This window comes from Legionella santicrucis (assembly GCF_001468135.1).
Taxonomy (GTDB): Bacteria; Pseudomonadota; Gammaproteobacteria; order Legionellales; family Legionellaceae; genus Legionella; species Legionella santicrucis.
Genome location: NZ_LNYU01000029.1, coordinates 40,894 through 57,638 on the forward strand (window position 1 = coordinate 40,894; position 16,745 = coordinate 57,638).

Below are 16,745 nucleotides of genomic sequence, written 5' to 3' on the forward strand. Positions count from 1 at the left end.
ATTTTTTCAAAGTTTTTTGTCCCGTACAAAGATGATTTATTTAAGAAACTGTGTCCTTAAGCATGAGTTAAGGAGGGGTATATTATACTTCATGGCTAATGCACTATTGGAGCAAGTTTATGACGAAAAAACTTTATCAGATTTTAGGCATCGATGAGCAGGCAGATGAGGTAAAAATTCGTAAAGCTTATCGAAAATTAGCGTTACAATATCATCCAGATAGAAACCCTAATAATCCTGTTGCTGTAGAAAATTTTAAAGAAATGGCAGCAGCTTATGAAATTTTAGGTGATGCAGAAAAGCGTAAAAAATATGATCAAGGTTTGATTGATGACCAAGGTAAGGAAATTCAACCGGAATTTAATACTCAGTCTCAATATCGCCCTAAGCCTAGATATCAACCTGAACCACATGCTGATGAGCAAAATTTTCGTCCCCAGCCAAAACATCAATACCGCAAACACTTCTTTTTTAAACAACAACCTGCATTTTACTATTTCTTTAACACTTATGAAGATGCCGCCCGATTCGAACAGCCTAAGTTTTATAGAAATCAACCCGTATTTTTTTATGTCACTCGCTCACCATTGGAAGATTTATTAGCAAGAATTCATGCTGAAAATTTAAAAACTAAATCTTTTGGGGCACAACATCACACCTACTTTACTAGGGAGCAAAATCAACAACCTTCTCATGTATTTGTACACAGCAATTATGCGCCACAGATGGAACGAATTATTGATAATTTAATTGCTAATATGATGATGCTTGAGATGATTGGAAGAGCGGTCGATAGTAGAGTAGATCATCAGCGAGTATTTTCTATCTAAATAGAAGACATTTCTTTTTCCTCGCGTGTAATGAGTTTGAACAATTACCTAGCAGCTTATATACTCTATCTAAGGACAAGGAATGTCTCTAAATATAGGATACGTAATTTTTCGTTGGTGGCTGTCTTTTATGTATGAACATATGAAACTATTTTGTCATTCAAGAATCTTATTAACAAGCGTTTAGGTTTTATTTAAACCATATGTGTTTTGAAAAGCATGATACATACAAATTTCTGTTACAGCGTCCACATACTGAAACACATCTACTGGAACTTGCAAATCATTTAAAAAAATTTCACCACTGTATTTAGTGCCTTCTCCAACCAATAGGCCTGATTTCATTCCTAAAAAAGTAAGTGTAGCTGTCGCTGGAAGTGCGGCCCCTGCAATAACTCCAGAATTAGAATCTATTCCAGTAGGAACTTCAATCGCCAATATAGGAACATTAAGATCTTGTAATCGTTGAATAAGGATCTCGATCTCAAATGATACTCGTCCTCGTAAGCCAATTCCAAAAATCGCGTCTACAATAAGCTCAGACTCATCGAGATTAACCTCATTACTGTAGGGGAGTAAAGGTACACCTCGCTGATAACAGGACTCCATAACCTCCCAAACTTCATCATGCATTTTTTCAGGCTTGGTTGGAGTCAAGCCATGCCTTACTTGCCAAACAGTCACAGCAAGTCCACGTTGATGGGCTTGCTCAGCGAGTACATAACCTTGACCGCCATTATCACCACGACCACAAAAAACCATTATTTTTTTGATGTTTGGCCAACGATGGATTAGAAAGTCACAAGCAGCAACGCCTGCATCTTTCATCAGTTTTAAGCATGAGATAGGATATCGACTTTGAACCTCATCCATTAATTGCTGAAATTGTGGTGCTTCATACACAGGAACATGCTTTATTAGCGATGACATGTTAGACCTCTTGGAGTCTTAATTAGTTCAGTTTATTCATCTGACAAATGAATCATTTACTCCTTAAAATGAAATAATTTCATTAATTCATCAGACAATCTTTTTCCCGCCACTGGGTTCAATTGATAAGCATTTTCCAATGCTTCTAATTGCTCTTTGCTAAGAACAATATCAACTGCCTTCATATTTTCAGCCAAATGATCAAGTTTCGAAGTTCCTGGAATCGGTATAATATCCTCGCCTTGTGCAAGTAACCAAGCAAGAGACAGTTGCGCTGGTGTAAGCCCCACTTGTTTACCGATTGCGCTTATTGCCTCTACCAAAGAAAGATTTTGTTCGAAATTTCCTGGATTGAATTGTGGTACAATAGTTCTAAAATCAAAAGGCCCCGTTCCAAATGACTTAGGGTCATTTAGTCTTCCACTTAAAAGCCCACGCGCTATAGGACAATAAGCCACAAAGCTTATCCCCAGCCCACGACAAGTATCGAGTACTGCATGAGCAGGCGCTCGAGTCAGAATTGAATATTCAGTTTGAACAGCAATTAATTTTGAATGAAGTACCGCATGAGCAGCAAGAATAGTAGGCGTATCAGCCTCAGATAAGCCCACAAAACGAATTTTACCTTGCTGAATCAGATCTTGCATGACCCCCATAATGTCTTCGATAGGAGTAAAATAGTCATAACGATGCAAATAATATAAATCAATATAATCTGTAGCTAATCTTTTAAGACTGGCATCACAAGCTTGGCGAATATGTTTTTCAGAATTATTGACAGACATTTCATCATTATCGCCCTCTCTGATAACGCCACATTTAGTGGTCAGGATAATCCTTTCTCTAAATGGTTTTACAGCTTTTCCAACAAGTTCCTCATTCTTACCTTTGCCATAAATATCTGCTGTATCAAATAGTGTTACCCCATATTTTTGATGGGCACAGTGAATAATATCAACTCCAGCATTTATGGTCGATGGAATGCCATAAAACTCCGATAATCCCATACATCCAAATCCCAAAGCCGAGACTATAGGCCCATCTTTTCCTAAGTGCCTGTATTTCATACTCTCAGTTCCAATGAGTCAATTTGAAATATATATAGAACAAAAAGAGATGTAATTCAACAAAATGAAATATTTTTGTTCGAAAGTTAAGATATTGCAAAAAACACTCGCGCGCCACTATAGACTTAAACCTTAATGATACACTCTACTCAAATCAAATATGCAATGGGACACTGTGAACAAACTAACCCCAGTATGGATGATCAGCATCCTAGCCACTTTCATCTGTTCCGCTCAAGCCAAGGGAGTACAAGTCAGTTGTAATATACCAGCCAGCAAAGCCGACAACATCGAATGCATTTTTTTTGGTTCGGGTAATAACTTGAGCGAACAACTTGAAAAAACTCTTGAGAAATATCAGAATAACTTGTCATTAACCGTCCAATCAGGGCAATACCTTTTAAAACCAATTACGATAAAAAAACATCATAACATCACCCTACATCTAAATTCTGATGTCACTCTTATTGCTGCGGACCGCAATGATAAAAGCTGGGAAAAAGAGCGTGGATTAATCAATCTTATTCACGTGAATCACTTTACGTTAAGTGGTGATAATCCCGATAGTAGTGTGATTGACGGCAATGGAGAAAACTGGTGGGAATACAAAACATCCAAAAAAAGGCCTTTTTTGCTTCACGTTAATCATGTTGAAAATCTAACTATCGATCATTTACAACTAAAAAATTCACCGCGTTTTCACCTTATGATTCGAGGTGGTAAAAACATTGCTGTTCATGATTTACGTATCGATGCCCCAAAAGACTCACCTAATACTGACGGCATTAATGTAGGTTCAATCACTAAAATGCGGATAAAAAACATTATCATAAAAAACGGTGATGACGGTATCGCAATTAACGCTATTAATGAGCCCTCCAAAGACATTAAAATCAGCCATGTCGATTTATTTTATGGGCATGGAGTTTCTATTGGCAGTGGTGTCAAAAACACAATATCAGATATCATGGTTAACGATATCAGTTTCCATAATGCGTCCAATGGACTGCGCGTAAAAACGCGATGTGATAAGACAGACTGCTCTGACACCAAAAAAGGAGTAGTAACGAACATTAGCTACAGTGATATCACCATGGAGAATGTCAAATATCCAATTTTATATGACATGGAATACAGTGAAACAGGTAGTAAATCCTATGTGATTATCAAAAATATAACCTATCAGAATATTTACAGTATCAACTCTAAGAAAGAAGCACGGATATTCTGCGGTAAATATAACCAATGTAGCTCTGTAATTTTTAAAAATGTAAACATTGATTCTGGCATGCACTGTCAGGGAGGCTCCTGGAGCAAAAAGGATAAAATTGTTGATTGTTTAAAAAATTAATCTCCAGCCATACTCGTTGGCCTATGATTAGAAGAAACCAAAACAGGATATACATATAATTCTACTTGCTTGAGTCTTGTTCTCCATCTCTTAATTTAGAATTTTGAGTCTTTTGGTGTAGTGTTAATGGTTCAATAAAGCTCACTGGTGTTGAATAAGTCATAGGAATTTTTTCTTTATCAAGAGCCTTTTTGATACTCGTAAGCACTTCATCAAGAGAGTAACGCAGATGACTAGGTTCAGGTTTTGTCCACCAATAGATTGCAAAATCAATCCCATTAGATGAAAAAGATACAACATAAATTTGAATGTATTTTTCTTTAGAAACACTCTCGCATTGTTTGACAGCTTTTTTAATGGTTGTGCGTGCTTGTTCCAAATCAGTATCAAAATCCACACTACAAATGATTTTTTTTCGTCTGAGTCTTGTATCAGTCAGAACCTCCACAGTGCTCGTAAACATTTTCGTATTAGGAATAAAGGCACGTGTTCCATCTGTTTTACGTAAATGAGTATTTTGTATCGAAATACGATGAACATAACCTTGTTGAGAATCTACTTCAATGAAATCTCCAATACTAAATGGCTCTCTAAGCAAAAGTAAAATGCCCGTAAAAAAATTTTCAAAAATATTTTTGAATGCAAGACCAATAGCAACTGACGTTAATCCCAAAGTAGTCAAAATATTTGCAGTTGTTACTGATGGAAAAACTATGGCTGAAATAATTAACATTCCAATAAACCAAACCAATATAATGGTTAACTTATGAGAAATTATCACTAAATTTGCTCGAACTGCCATTTTAGGCAAGAATGAGCTTACGATTTTTCCTATTATTTTCGCGATAAAATAAGTGAGAGCAGCAAAACAAACTCCGATAATAATATTGGGAATAAGGGCGACAAAATTTTGTGCAAACTTATCTAATGTTTTTAAGATAATGTTTATATAGTTCATATGACATCCCTATCTCTTACTTTTAATTGAATATGATCATAAGCATGAGTGTGTTATAAAAATTCTAGTTACTCTTTAGGAATATGTCCAAATTTTGAAAACAAATCATGCCTTCTTCTTGCGCGACATGAATTAAAATATCCTCATATATAAAAAAATACTGCAAACTAAATAATAAATTTTCATAAATTATCCTTTATATCATTGACTTAGTAAGCAGGCCTCATTAAATATCTATAACAAATCAGCATAAGCATCATAATTAAAATTGATTGTTGAAACAGTCCTCCCTTCATGAAAGTGCCACACTAATTTTCGTATTTTCTGTAAGAGCTCCTCCATAGTAGAAAATGACTTACACCCATAGACTCTCTGCTTTAACCATTGCCAAAATCGTTCAATTGGATTGTATTCAGGAGAGTAAGCAGGAAGAAAGAGTAAGTGCACCCAGTCATTCTTTTGAACAAATTTCTGAACTTTCTTGCTCTTGTGTATAGGTCCATTATCGAGAACGATCATTAACTTTTTATTAGGATTTGCTTTATGGAGTTGATGCAAGAATAGGAGCAATTGCTGGCTATTTCCTGTATCAGCCTGCTTCCAATAAAATCGGCTTGTTCGCATGTTTAATGCGCCAAAAATAGTCTTGCTCAGTCTGGCTTTCACCGTATTGACTCCTTTTTTTCACCACGCTTAAACCAACCACGGCTTACATAAGGTTGGTTTGAAAAATGAGACTCATCCGCGAAAAGTATTTCAATCTCCTCTCCACTATCTTTCTTAATCTCCTCAACGATCTCACTGATTCGTGCTTTTTTCTCAGTCGAGGATGGAGCATTTGCAGGTAATGTTTTTGAAAATCGTTTATACACAAAACCCAATCGATTTAGTGATTTGACCAGCGTATTATCACAAACAGACACCCCTTGTTTTTCAAACCAATCTCGCAACAGATTAATCTGCCATCCTGCTTCCTGATAGCCATATTCCTGAGGTGATTTTCCGAGTAACTCCTCCAGTTGAGATTCAATAATAGGTGCCTTTCTGGCCGGGCGACCCGGTTGACTCCGACTCTTAAGGCCAGTAATACCATATCTTATATAGCGCTTAAGCCATAATCTGATGGTATGTTCATTGCGACCAGAAGTTTTAGCCGTTTCCGATACTGATTTTCCTTCTCCGCATAATAATACGTAATAGGCGCGTTCTCCTATATTGGATTTTTGACTTCGCCTTAATCGAATTAATGCTGTTCTTTCTTCTTCGCTGAGGTATATCCTTATCATTTTTCTAAAACTAATCTATAAAAATTGCAGAATACACTAACTTCTTTGTTTTTTATAGATATTTAATGAGGTCTGCTTAAATTAACCAAAACCATCGTTGATAAACTCGGACATATCCCCGGAAAAACCCAAACGTTTTATCGTGATAATGATTTAAAAGGTTTTGCTTTAAGAATTACTTCCGGCGGAGTGAAAAGCTTCATCGTTGAAACCAGAATCAATGGCAAGGTTAAAAGAGTCACTTTAGGTAAATATGGCAACTTGACTGTTGAAGAAGGCAGAAAGCAGGCCAAGAGTCTTTTGGGTAGTGTGGCCAGAGGTGATGATCCCATTGCCGAAAAGAAAACCAAGAAAGTTCATGCCATGACCTTACAACAAGTGCTGAATGATTACTTAAAAGCAAGAAAAGATTTAAAGCCACGTACCTTAAACGATTATCAATGTGTGCTGCATGAGGTCGTACCTGACTGGCTTGATAAACCTCTGGTTAATATTACCCGAGAAATGATTGCCAAACGGCACACCAAACATGGTCAGGCAAATAGTAAAGCACGTGCCAATAATGCCATGAGGGTATTAAGAGCTATTTTTAATTACGCCATGTATGAATATCAGGATGGCAATGGTCATCCGATCATTACCATCAACCCGGTCAAATACTTATCGCATACCCGGTCATGGTATCGAGTGGATAGAAAACAAACCGTCATCAAACCGCATCAATTAGCAGACTGGTATAAAGCGGTTATTGTATTGGTGGAAACCGATAATTACCGCAATGCTTTACTCTGGCATGATTATTTTCTATTGCTCTTATTCACCGGCATGCGGAAAATGGAGGCAGCTTCTTTGCGCTGGGAGGATATTGATCTCAAATCCAAAACCATCACCTTGCAAGACACCAAAAACCACGAAATCCATACACTACCTATGTCTGACTTTGTTTATGAGTTAATGGAACGCAGAAGCCGGAATAAAACCAGTGAATTTGTATTCCCGGCTGAAAGTAAAACCGGTTATATCTATGAGCCTAAAAAAGCGGTAAACAGGGTTGTGGAGTTATCTGGCGTACCCTTTACTTTGCATGATCTGAGAAGAACATTCGCTACTGTTGCCGATAGTCTTGATCTTCCCGCCTATGCATTAAAGCGACTACTTAATCATAAGATGAATAATGATGTAACAGCAGGATATATCATGAAAGATGTTGAGCGCTTACGTAAGCCAATGCAGCAGGTTGCAGATTTTCTGAAAAAACATATGCTTGAACTAATTACATAGCCTAAAGCAATATGCGTAACTTTAATTTTGTCACGTTTTATCCTATTAATCGTGACAAATTCCACTTGGACAGCAATGCTATTTTTGATTAATTATATAGTTTCAGATAAATGGCTCATGTTAAGAAAACTTAAAAATGTTAACATGACTTACCTTTCATGTTAAAAAAATCGGATTTTCTTAACATGACTAAAATTAAAACTACAGGTCCTAAAGTGCGCAGAATCCTACTAATCAGTGATACTCACGGGAATTTGGATATCATCAATCAAATGGTTACTCAAACTAATGCAGATATGGTCATTCATGCTGGTGATTTTGGGTTTTATGATGAACAGAGCATTTATCGACTCAGCCCAAGGGAATTACGCTTGTTAGTATCCCACTCACCATTGTGGCGACAATATGAAGTTGATAAACAAACTAATCGTGAAAGGTTAATAGAAATCGTCAAAGAAAATCGATTACTAGGTGATTTTCCTGATTATATCTCAGGTAAAAAGAAATTCTCAGTTCCTGTATATGCTGTTTGGGGAAATCATGAGGATGTGCAGGTTTTAAAGCAATTAAATACCAATCTCAATGTTGAAAATCTGCACGTGCTTGACGAACACCATTTTTATCAATTCCACACCAGTGAAAATGAGCTTGAATTTTCTCTTTATGGCTTAGGAGGAAATTTTTTGGTCAGTAAAAAATTATTTGATAAACCAATTGCTGGTAATGGGGGAAAAGTATGGACAGCTTTACATCAATTTGGCGTTTTGTATCAGCAGATTAAAAACAAAAGTAAACCTTCAATATTTGTTTCGCATGTCAGTCCAGGGAAAGAGCCGCTTTTATCTCGTCTCATCATGCATTTTATGCCTAATTTCTGGATCAGTGGTCATATGGGTGCACCGTTTACCTGTACTTGGAATCAATTTACTATCCGGGAGATGAATGAATCCTTAGATTGGCTAGAAAGCGATATTGATTTAATAGAAGAACAATATCAACAAGGTCGTCTTACAGATGAAGCAGCATTGGCTTATGAGATAATAAAAAGGCCTATCGATAGGGATGAATTCTGGTATAAAAAATTGTGGAATATTAATCTTCCAGATGTGGTTGATGGACATGCGCTTTTAATTTTGCAGGAGAATAGATTTTCATTGGAGACCTATTCAAAGGGGATTAAGTTCAATAATTGAATACTGCGATTTGCAGACATAGAGGAAGCCATCTGGTAAGGACAAAATATTCTTTACATTGAAAACTCATCCTGATTCATAAGCGAATCTAAGTGTACGGCAATCCTATAACCATATAGTATTTATGTATACTTAAGGCCTATCTCGATGCGCAAAATTTTATTAATCGGTGATTCTACAGTGATGAATAGAGGGATAAAAAGTCTTGGTTATTAAAAACCCGCACGATTTGAGCTTAAAGACAGAGGTCTTCATAGGCTTGGCGGGTGTGTTATCTGCGATTGTAATTAGATAAATATAGCTTTGCAAATATATGCAATTAAATTTCTTATACTTACTTTTAAGGTTCGTCCAATATGGATTATAAGTCCGTCTAATATGGAATATAACCTCTTGTTAAGTTTATTATCTCTTAACTGGGGTGTCCGAATCCATTAGACCACGTCAATGTTGTATGTACACACAAGACATACAAGTTAAAGCCTCATAGAGAAATTTGGCATTATATGCTTTCACAATATAGATCCATTTTTCAATGAAAATATAGTCTTAATCAAGAAGCGAGAAGGGTATTGCCCAGAGATTATCTCCAAATGACAAGCATTTATCTCCACTATATAGAACTATCCCGCTTCCCCAGTTTTTATCAGCTAAACTAGCCAGTTTTCTCAAACCACGGAAATCTTGATTAAGAATAGTTTGACTTGCTTTAACTTCAATACCAATAATTTTTCGTGCATGATTTTCAAGAATAAAATCCACTTCCACTTGGTCTTTGTCCCTATAGTAATAAATATTCCATGGCTCATTTGCTAGAGTGCACATTTTCAGTAATTCGCTATACACCCAAGTTTCTAGTAAAGCTCCAAAAGAAGATTTATCATTTTCAATGCTTTCGATGGTAACTCTGTTCAGGCATGCTAAAAGACCACTATCAATAAAATGAATTTTTGGTGTTTTAACTATTCTGCTTAAGGTATTGTCATGCCAAGGTCTTAATTGATGTACTAAAAATAGTGTTTCCAGTAAACCGACATACTTCTGCGCTGTTTTGGTATCTAAATTTAATTGCCCACCAATTTGAGTAAAATTGGTTAATTTTCCTGATTGTTGAGCCAGTACCTCCAGTAATCGAGGCATTTCCACTAATTTTTCTATTGATGAGATATCTTTTACGTCTCGTTCCACTATTGCTTTGATATAAGATTTAGCCCAAGCATTTCGTCTTTCAAAAGTTGGTCTCGTTAACATTTCGGGATATCCACCACTCAGAGCTTGTGAAATAACGTCTGATTGCTCTGAACGTGTTGCTTGATTTGGCCAGGATTGGTCTAATGCATATTTTATAAAGTGATTTTCCCTACGTTCAATTTCAGCCAGAGAAAGTGGAAATAAGGTTAATATTTCCATTCGACCAGCCAAGCTATCTCCAATTTGAGGTAATGCTAGTAAATTGGCTGATCCAGTTAATAAAAAGCGACCGGGCTGTCTATTTTCGTCAATTGAAAGTTTTATCGCACGTAGTAATTCTGGAGCGCGTTGAATTTCATCTATGATTGCTGTATCGATTCGATTAACAAAGCCTACAGGATCTTGCTTTACTGCATTAAGAATATTGTCATCATCCAATGTGTAGTAGGGTAAGGAGGGCGAGTATTCTTTGACTAAAGTGGTCTTTCCTGATTGCCGAGGCCCGTTAATTAAAACAACGGGTGTATCCTTCATGGCAATTTCCATTCGACTTTTAAGTTGTCTTGGAAAATTATTTTTTTTCGTATTCAAGAAGCTGTCCTAAGTTTCGTCTAATATGGATTATGAGTCCGTCCAAAATGGATTATACGTCCGTCTAATATGGAATATAGCTTCGTTCAAAATGGAATGCAAATAAATTTTTGTGATTTATTCAATGCTTTTGGTAGACATATAAAAATATCCGGGACTAATGGGACACATGGGGCATCCATGTCATTACTGGGCTAGACACGTCCCAAGCTTATTTTGGGACTTTGGGACGTATGGGACACGGATATTCCTGCACTTAAGTAATAAAACTAAAAGTTATGGTAAATTCGCGATTCGCGAATTGCGAATTTATCACATGTTATATTTCATTTTTAGTATCAATCAATATCGTTCGATAACACATCTTTGAAATTGATCTTTTGTGCTTGACATTCTTTGAGGGAATACGAGATACTTTTTCCAAGCTTAAGGAGTAAGCCCGATGTTCCAACAAAATGTAGGCAGTTGGAAGTCAAAGGATTAGGAGAAAAGAATATCAATCAATTGTCCAGGGTGATACTGGATGTTGCGTTGAGTTCTGTTCAAGGAAGATACATCTCGGCATTTGGCTGAGGAGTAAACAATTGAGGAATTTCCTATGACTTTAAAAAATCCATCCCGTTTACATCTATTAAACGAATTTGAATCTGCGCCACATTCTGCGCTTTTTAATCAACAAACAATTGCTGCGGTATTAAGCTGCTCCACCCAGTTACTTGAACGTAACCGCTGGGCGGGTGGTGGTGTTCCCTATTTAAAAATTGGTCGCAAGGTGTTGTACCGAAAAAGCGATGTGGTGAATTTTCTCCAACAACAAAAAATTTATTACTCAACCAGTGACGAAGGTCAGTTATAGCTCGTTGAGAACGCATAAATTTAAAATTCGTCAGAATGAATTGGATTCATTCCGATGGTTTGACTGTTGTTTGGAGAATAATCTATGTCACAAAATCATGTTATTGAATTAGCCAATACACTAAAGCAGCGCCCAATTATATGCGATTATGCCGGTGGTCGCTTTCGATTAACTAATGAGGGGCTAACCTTTATCGGTATTGATAAGGATGGCACTCCTTTACCACCACGGTGGATATGTGCACCATTGCATGTCGTTGCCAAAACCCGAGATGCTCAGAGCGGTGAATGGGGTCGTTTGCTGGAATGGCAGGATGATGATGGGGTAACTCATCAGTGGGCGATGCCATTGGCTTTATTGCAGGGTGATGCCTCCGATGTGAGGCGAGAGCTGGCAAGATTGGGATTGAGTATTTCACCTAATAGAACTGCTCGCGATTTATTAGCCTCCTATTTACAGGTTTTTCCGGTAGACGCTCGCGCACGATGTGTTGATAAACTGGGTTGGCATGGGGATGTCTTTGTAACAGCTTCTCAATGCATCGGGAACTCAACAGAAAAAATTGTATTCCAAAATACCAATGCCATTGAGCCAGCTGTATCCGCGAAGGGAAGTGTTGAAGAATGGCGCGACTCAATAGGTCGTCTGGCTTCCGGCAACTCAAGATTGGTATTTGCCATCTCGGTAGCACTTGCTCCAGTTCTGGCAAAGATTGTTGGCGAGGACTCAGGCGGTTTTCATTTCCGAGGCGCATCTTCATCAGGCAAAAGCACTGCATTGAGTTTAGCTGCCTCTGTTTGGGGCAACCCACAATCTTATTGCCGTTTATGGCGCAGCACCACCAATGGACTTGAAGGCTTGGCAGCATTACACAATGACGGCTTGCTCATTCTTGACGAACTCAGTCAAATGGATCCCAGAGAAGCAGGGGAGGCCGCTTATTTGCTGGCCAATGGTCAGGGAAAAACACGCGCCTCTCGTACTGGCACAGTCAGGCAATCCTCTCGATGGTCGCTATTTTTCTTATCTGCTGGTGAAGAGTCTTTAACAGCACTCATGGCAAAATCAGGACAACGCATTAACGCAGGTCAGGAAATCAGGCTTGCAGACATAGAAGCAGATGCAGGCTGTCAGATGGGAATATTCGAAACGATTCACGATCAACTAAGCCCAGCCAGCATGGCATTATCGCTTAAGAAATACAGTAGCCGATATCACGGTGCAATTGGTCTGGGGTGGCTGAATCAAGTAGTTGCTAACAGGCAGACAATAAGCCGATATATTACCGATACCATCCAAACCTTTATTGATTCAGTCATTCAACCCGATGCTACAGGGCAGATTATTCGTGTTGCCAGACGCTTTGCACTGGTTGCTGCTGCCGGAGAACTAGCCAGTCAATTTGGACTGACTGGGTGGCAAAAAGGTGAATCGTTCCAAGCTGCGAAGACTTGCTTTATTGCATGGCAGGATACTTTTGGTGTTGATGGTCATCGCGAAGATCGCGCCATTATGGCGCAAGTACGCGCTTTCTTTGAGTCTCATGGTGCCAGCCGTTTTGATAATGCCAACTCACCCAACAATGACAAGATTCTCAACCGAGCAGGATTTTATCATACAGATGGCGAAGGGTTTCGAATCTACATGGTATTAACAGAAACATACAAAAATGAACTGTGCAAAGGCTTTGATCAACGCACTGTGACAAGAGTTTTATTACAAGCGGGCTGGCTGAAACCTGCCTCGGATGGTAAAGCCTCACACAAGCCAAGAATCAAAGGAGTTGGCACGCCAAGACTGTATGTCTTTACCGGTAAAATTTGGGGAGGTGAATAAAATTGCCGATACCATCGGTTTTTACGTTGAGCACCGAAGGTGCGAATAAGACTCGTGAAGTTTGGCAACCAGCTCGCTGGTTAGCTAACTTCACCTATCTTGCCCTGTATTTTTAAATTTATTTAGGAACCGTCTTTTGGTGATTATTCGTAATTATTCGTTAAAGAGCAATTAGTAACGAAAATAATCATGAATAAACAAAAATAAATAATAAATTACAGAAAGTTACCAAAAGGGCGTTGCATGTGACCAAAAAGGTCGAAAATAAATAGAAATAAACGATAAAACTCAAAGGATTGATTAACCAGTAATATGGAGAGTAGGCCATGAAAAAATCCTTAACAGAAAACATAATGACTTCTCAACAGAGCCAACAAAGAACGAACGCCAGAAAAAATAAAGTGGCATTCCTGGCTATGCGCGAAGACATTTCCGAAGCCTTGGAAAAAGGTTGGTCGATTACCATCATATGGGAAACACTTAGGGAGGAGGGCAGTTTCACAGCAACTTACAATACGTTTCGGTTATACGTATTGAAATACTTGAATGGCCAAAAGCCTGGGTATTCACAAAAGACTGCCAAAGATAAGCAACCGAAGAGACTGGCCGTAAATCAGGACGAAGAGAAAAAGCCGACCACCATGCCTTCATTTAGCTTTAATCCTATACCCAATTTAAAGGAATTATTATGATGAAATGCATTTTTATTGGTGGATATAGTATCCATTAAGTCCCACATGCCCCACCTTAATTGTAAAGTGTGGGGACGGCTAAAACCTAGTATTGACGCGCCTGCCCCAAATGTCCCTTTTGTCCCCGAGATATTGGCCAACATGCTTATGTGAATTTACATTATATATGATTTCAATCGAGTCTGACCCCATTGGTTTTTTTGATGGAATGGATTTTTATTGGGGTTTAGGTTTCAATATGTCCCACCAGCCCCACCCTGATGGTTAAGGGAAGGGGCGGCCAAAACCCCGTAGTGACGCCCCTGCCCCAAATGTCCCCGTTGTCCCTGAGATATCGGACAACATGTTAATCTGAATTAATTTCATAATTATAAAAAGTTGATTAATCAAGTCTGGCTCCATTCATAGTGTAAAACAAAGATTGGCTAGGGAATTGATGTGGAATGAAAACCTGGGAGTAGGCCCAAAGGGCCTGATCCCAGGCTTAATTTTGGGGTGGTAATATCGCTTCCGGCACAAAAGGTATAGAGAAGCAGACCTTGTTCACATTATTATTGGATGTTTCACTCTCTTTTTGCCCTCTAATATAAGATTTTATCCCCCCGCCAACTTCTAGTTTATTTTGCTCATTAACAGAAACCATTACTTCAAAATCAAATGTTCTTACCTGATGCACAGCACTTGTTTTACCCTTAGGATCAATTATTGTGCAAGGGGCAATGGCTCCGTTGGAGATTTTAGATTTTGCATTTCCAATCCCATTGCAAATAGAGATTATTGTTTCTTCAATATATTTTTCTAAGTCCATGTTTACTCTCACACGTTGATATATTTATAAAGTGTAGTCTTTTCTCCGCCAACCATCTCGCAAATTGACTGAATTGAATGTTTTTTATTCGCATAAAGCGTTTTCACCAACTCTTTTTCCTCATCAGTCAACTTTTCAGGTCTACTACCTTGGCGACCCATTGCTCTAGCCGCCTCAAGACCTGCAAGAGTTCTTTCTTTAATTAAATTTCGTTCACTTTAGATTTAATATCTATACAAGCAACTACGCCGGCTAGGCTCGGTACTCTGAGATATCGATGTTTCATCGGTTAAAGTATTTTTTCAAAAAATTTATTGAGAGCCCATTATTAGAATAAATAATTTTTTGAGCATTATTAATTGTTATATGATTTTGTAATTTTATCAAATGTCGTAACTGGCTCTTTGTAATTCCTTTTTTATGTTCTACTTTGCCAGCGTAAAAGCATCTGGTAGGTGAAAGGGGGAAAGATAAATAGAAATCGCCAGAGGCCAGCATTTCTCTAGGTGTTTCGTATTTTTTTGAATGTAAAATTTGTTTATTTAAAGGGAATATGCAAACAGGGTAATCTGAGGTTAGTAAATCAAATCCTGTATTAATAAAATCTAAAACAAACCAATTTAAACCAATTAAGCACTGTCGATATTTTTCATTAAGGCCTATATTATAAAGCTCATCGAAACCGCTAAATGATGCTATAACATACGTATGAATGTTATCACAAAAATCTCTTACTTGAGGTGATGAAACAAATTCTTGGCGATGTTTTTGGGGAACACCATTCACAAGATCATCAATAATAGGTTCTTTCGATTTTCTAGCTTGCCCGACTATCTTTGTATGGCGTGTAATTAAAGAGGTAATAAAATCGCACCACTGTTCTTTTTCATTGGTGTTTATGTGGGTTAAACCATTATTAAGGATCTTATGTAATATTTTTGATGCTTTGTCATCTAGCACCTTAAAGTGCTGCGTTTCTATTTTATGAGGATCTTCGTGTTCTATCGAATAGAGATTAGGTTCATACCCAGTTCCTTTTGGTGCCCATAAATCTTCTTGTATTTTTCCATTGATAAACTTATAACAATGAATTTTCCCTTCGGAGTTCATCCAATTTTTACTGTAAAATTGCGGTAAATAATGGTGTCTCATAGAGGTATCTATATTAATTATGTATTTTGTGCTGAACTAAGAATACTTTTGAAATCTTTAATTTTTTCTGATTTTACAACAAATCCTAAATTATTCGGTATACGGGATAAACTAATGGGTACTTGTTGTAGAGGAGTTTCGATGATTCTAATCTCACCCTCTGCTTCATGCTGAGGACCTGCATACAGTACACCTAGAAAAATAATGCGGTTACCTATACTTAAATTGCCTTTAGAATCTGGATAACTTCCCTGGTTTAAGATTAAAACTGGGCTACCGCTGGAGCCAGGAAAGCATGCACAATCAATTATAATAACTGGTAACCCATTATAATCATGCTTTGGGTTTGTAGCAGTAATACCTCGCCTAACTATAGGCAAATTATTTATTTGATCCCAAATTCCATTTGGATAACCAATCATTATGATATCTTCTATTCCATTTAGATTAGTTATAACCTCTGATTCTGGAATAAGAGAATCATCTATAGGCATGAAAAAAATTTTCTTTCCAGACGCAGTTGTTTGATTTAGTAATCCTGCAATAGGCAAAGCCGCTAGATCAACATTTGGATCGGGATGCTTTATCCACTTTGATTCAAAATTATTTATACTGAATTTCGGCTCTACCCCAACAAACTGTCTCTTGATCACATCTCCATCAATTTGGTAGCTATCCTAAGTCCTTCAACTCGCTCTTGTAAACGGAACCATCCTTTCCAGA

At 37.7% G+C, this 16,745-nt stretch carries 17 protein-coding genes; 7 read left to right on the forward strand and 10 right to left on the reverse strand.

Translation table 11 applies throughout. The features are described from left to right. Nucleotides 1-119 precede the first annotated feature (119 nt). Nucleotides 120-830, forward strand: coding sequence for a J domain-containing protein (locus tag Lsan_RS07000; RefSeq protein WP_058513792.1), 711 nt, complete (start codon nt 120-122; stop codon nt 828-830). 183 nt (nt 831-1,013) lie between these two features. Here the strand turns inward: Lsan_RS07000 and Lsan_RS07005 are convergent, their stop codons facing one another. After that, entirely contained in the window at nt 1,014-1,760 is a 747-nt protein-coding gene (locus Lsan_RS07005; RefSeq protein WP_237762067.1) for an NAD(P)H-hydrate epimerase, read from the reverse strand. Between the two features lie 56 nt (nt 1,761-1,816). Continuing rightward, the gene (locus tag Lsan_RS07010; protein ID WP_058513793.1) at nt 1,817-2,827 is read right to left on the reverse strand and encodes an aldo/keto reductase; all 1,011 of its coding nucleotides are present in this window, start codon (nt 2,825-2,827) and stop codon (nt 1,817-1,819) included. A 175-nt stretch (nt 2,828-3,002) separates the two neighbouring features. On the opposite strand from Lsan_RS07010, the gene Lsan_RS07015 reads away from it, so the two are divergent. Next, on the forward strand, nt 3,003-4,178 hold the full coding sequence (locus tag Lsan_RS07015; RefSeq protein ID WP_083505102.1) for a glycoside hydrolase family 28 protein: 1,176 nt from the start codon (nt 3,003-3,005) through the stop codon (nt 4,176-4,178). A gap of 61 nt (nt 4,179-4,239) precedes the next feature. Here Lsan_RS07015 and Lsan_RS07020 read toward each other — a convergent pair whose 3' ends face one another. The 3 genes from Lsan_RS07020 to Lsan_RS23335 form a co-directional block, all read right to left on the reverse strand. Continuing rightward, nucleotides 4,240-5,136, reverse strand: coding sequence for a mechanosensitive ion channel family protein (locus tag Lsan_RS07020; RefSeq protein WP_058513794.1), 897 nt, complete (start codon nt 5,134-5,136; stop codon nt 4,240-4,242). A 234-nt stretch (nt 5,137-5,370) separates the two neighbouring features. Continuing rightward, nucleotides 5,371-5,802, reverse strand: coding sequence for an IS630 family transposase (locus Lsan_RS23330; RefSeq protein WP_058513795.1), 432 nt, complete (start codon nt 5,800-5,802; stop codon nt 5,371-5,373). Then, nucleotides 5,799-6,422, reverse strand: a complete 624-nt coding sequence (locus Lsan_RS23335; RefSeq protein WP_058513796.1) for an IS630 family transposase — start codon at nt 6,420-6,422, stop codon at nt 5,799-5,801. Before Lsan_RS23335 ends, Lsan_RS23330 begins: the two co-directional genes overlap by 4 nt. 72 nt (nt 6,423-6,494) lie before the next feature. Between Lsan_RS23335 and Lsan_RS07035 the strand changes: the two genes are divergently transcribed. Next, complete coding sequence (locus Lsan_RS07035; RefSeq protein ID WP_058513797.1) at nt 6,495-7,703, forward strand: tyrosine-type recombinase/integrase; 1,209 nt, start codon at nt 6,495-6,497, stop codon at nt 7,701-7,703. 185 nt (nt 7,704-7,888) lie between these two features. After that, nucleotides 7,889-8,896, forward strand: a complete 1,008-nt coding sequence (locus Lsan_RS07040) for a metallophosphoesterase family protein (RefSeq protein WP_237762068.1) — start codon at nt 7,889-7,891, stop codon at nt 8,894-8,896. Nucleotides 8,897-9,445: 549 nt separating this feature from the next. Here the strand turns inward: Lsan_RS07040 and Lsan_RS07045 are convergent. Next, nucleotides 9,446-10,678, reverse strand: coding sequence for an ATP-binding protein (locus Lsan_RS07045; protein ID WP_193392692.1), 1,233 nt, complete (start codon nt 10,676-10,678; stop codon nt 9,446-9,448). 598 nt (nt 10,679-11,276) lie between these two features. Between Lsan_RS07045 and Lsan_RS07050 the strand changes: the two genes are divergently transcribed. The 3 genes from Lsan_RS07050 (at nt 11,277) to Lsan_RS07060 (ending at nt 14,062) form a co-directional block, all read left to right on the forward strand. Then, nucleotides 11,277-11,534, forward strand: coding sequence for a MerR family transcriptional regulator (locus Lsan_RS07050; protein WP_058513799.1), 258 nt, complete (start codon nt 11,277-11,279; stop codon nt 11,532-11,534). Between the two features lie 84 nt (nt 11,535-11,618). Continuing rightward, nucleotides 11,619-13,370, forward strand: coding sequence for a DUF927 domain-containing protein (locus tag Lsan_RS07055; RefSeq protein ID WP_058513800.1), 1,752 nt, complete (start codon nt 11,619-11,621; stop codon nt 13,368-13,370). Nucleotides 13,371-13,696: 326 nt separating this feature from the next. Beyond that, complete coding sequence (locus tag Lsan_RS07060; RefSeq protein ID WP_058513801.1) at nt 13,697-14,062, forward strand: TraK family protein; 366 nt, start codon at nt 13,697-13,699, stop codon at nt 14,060-14,062. 484 nt (nt 14,063-14,546) lie between these two features. Here Lsan_RS07060 and Lsan_RS07065 read toward each other — a convergent pair whose 3' ends face one another. The 4 genes from Lsan_RS07065 to Lsan_RS07080 all read right to left on the reverse strand — a co-directional run bounded on the left by Lsan_RS07065 (nt 14,547) and on the right by Lsan_RS07080 (nt 16,675). Beyond that, complete coding sequence (locus Lsan_RS07065) at nt 14,547-14,870, reverse strand: hypothetical protein (RefSeq protein WP_058513802.1); 324 nt, start codon at nt 14,868-14,870, stop codon at nt 14,547-14,549. An 8-nt stretch (nt 14,871-14,878) separates the two neighbouring features. Next, a complete protein-coding gene (locus tag Lsan_RS07070; RefSeq protein ID WP_272947142.1) occupies nt 14,879-15,031 on the reverse strand; it encodes a helix-turn-helix domain-containing protein in 153 nt (50 codons plus the stop codon). Between the two features lie 121 nt (nt 15,032-15,152). Next, nucleotides 15,153-16,022, reverse strand: coding sequence for a DUF4238 domain-containing protein (locus Lsan_RS07075; RefSeq protein ID WP_058513803.1), 870 nt, complete (start codon nt 16,020-16,022; stop codon nt 15,153-15,155). 17 nt (nt 16,023-16,039) lie between these two features. Then, nucleotides 16,040-16,675 (reverse strand): S1 family peptidase, encoded by a 636-nt coding sequence (locus Lsan_RS07080; RefSeq protein ID WP_058513804.1) that lies wholly within the window; start codon nt 16,673-16,675, stop codon nt 16,040-16,042. Nucleotides 16,676-16,745: the final 70 nt, after the last annotated feature.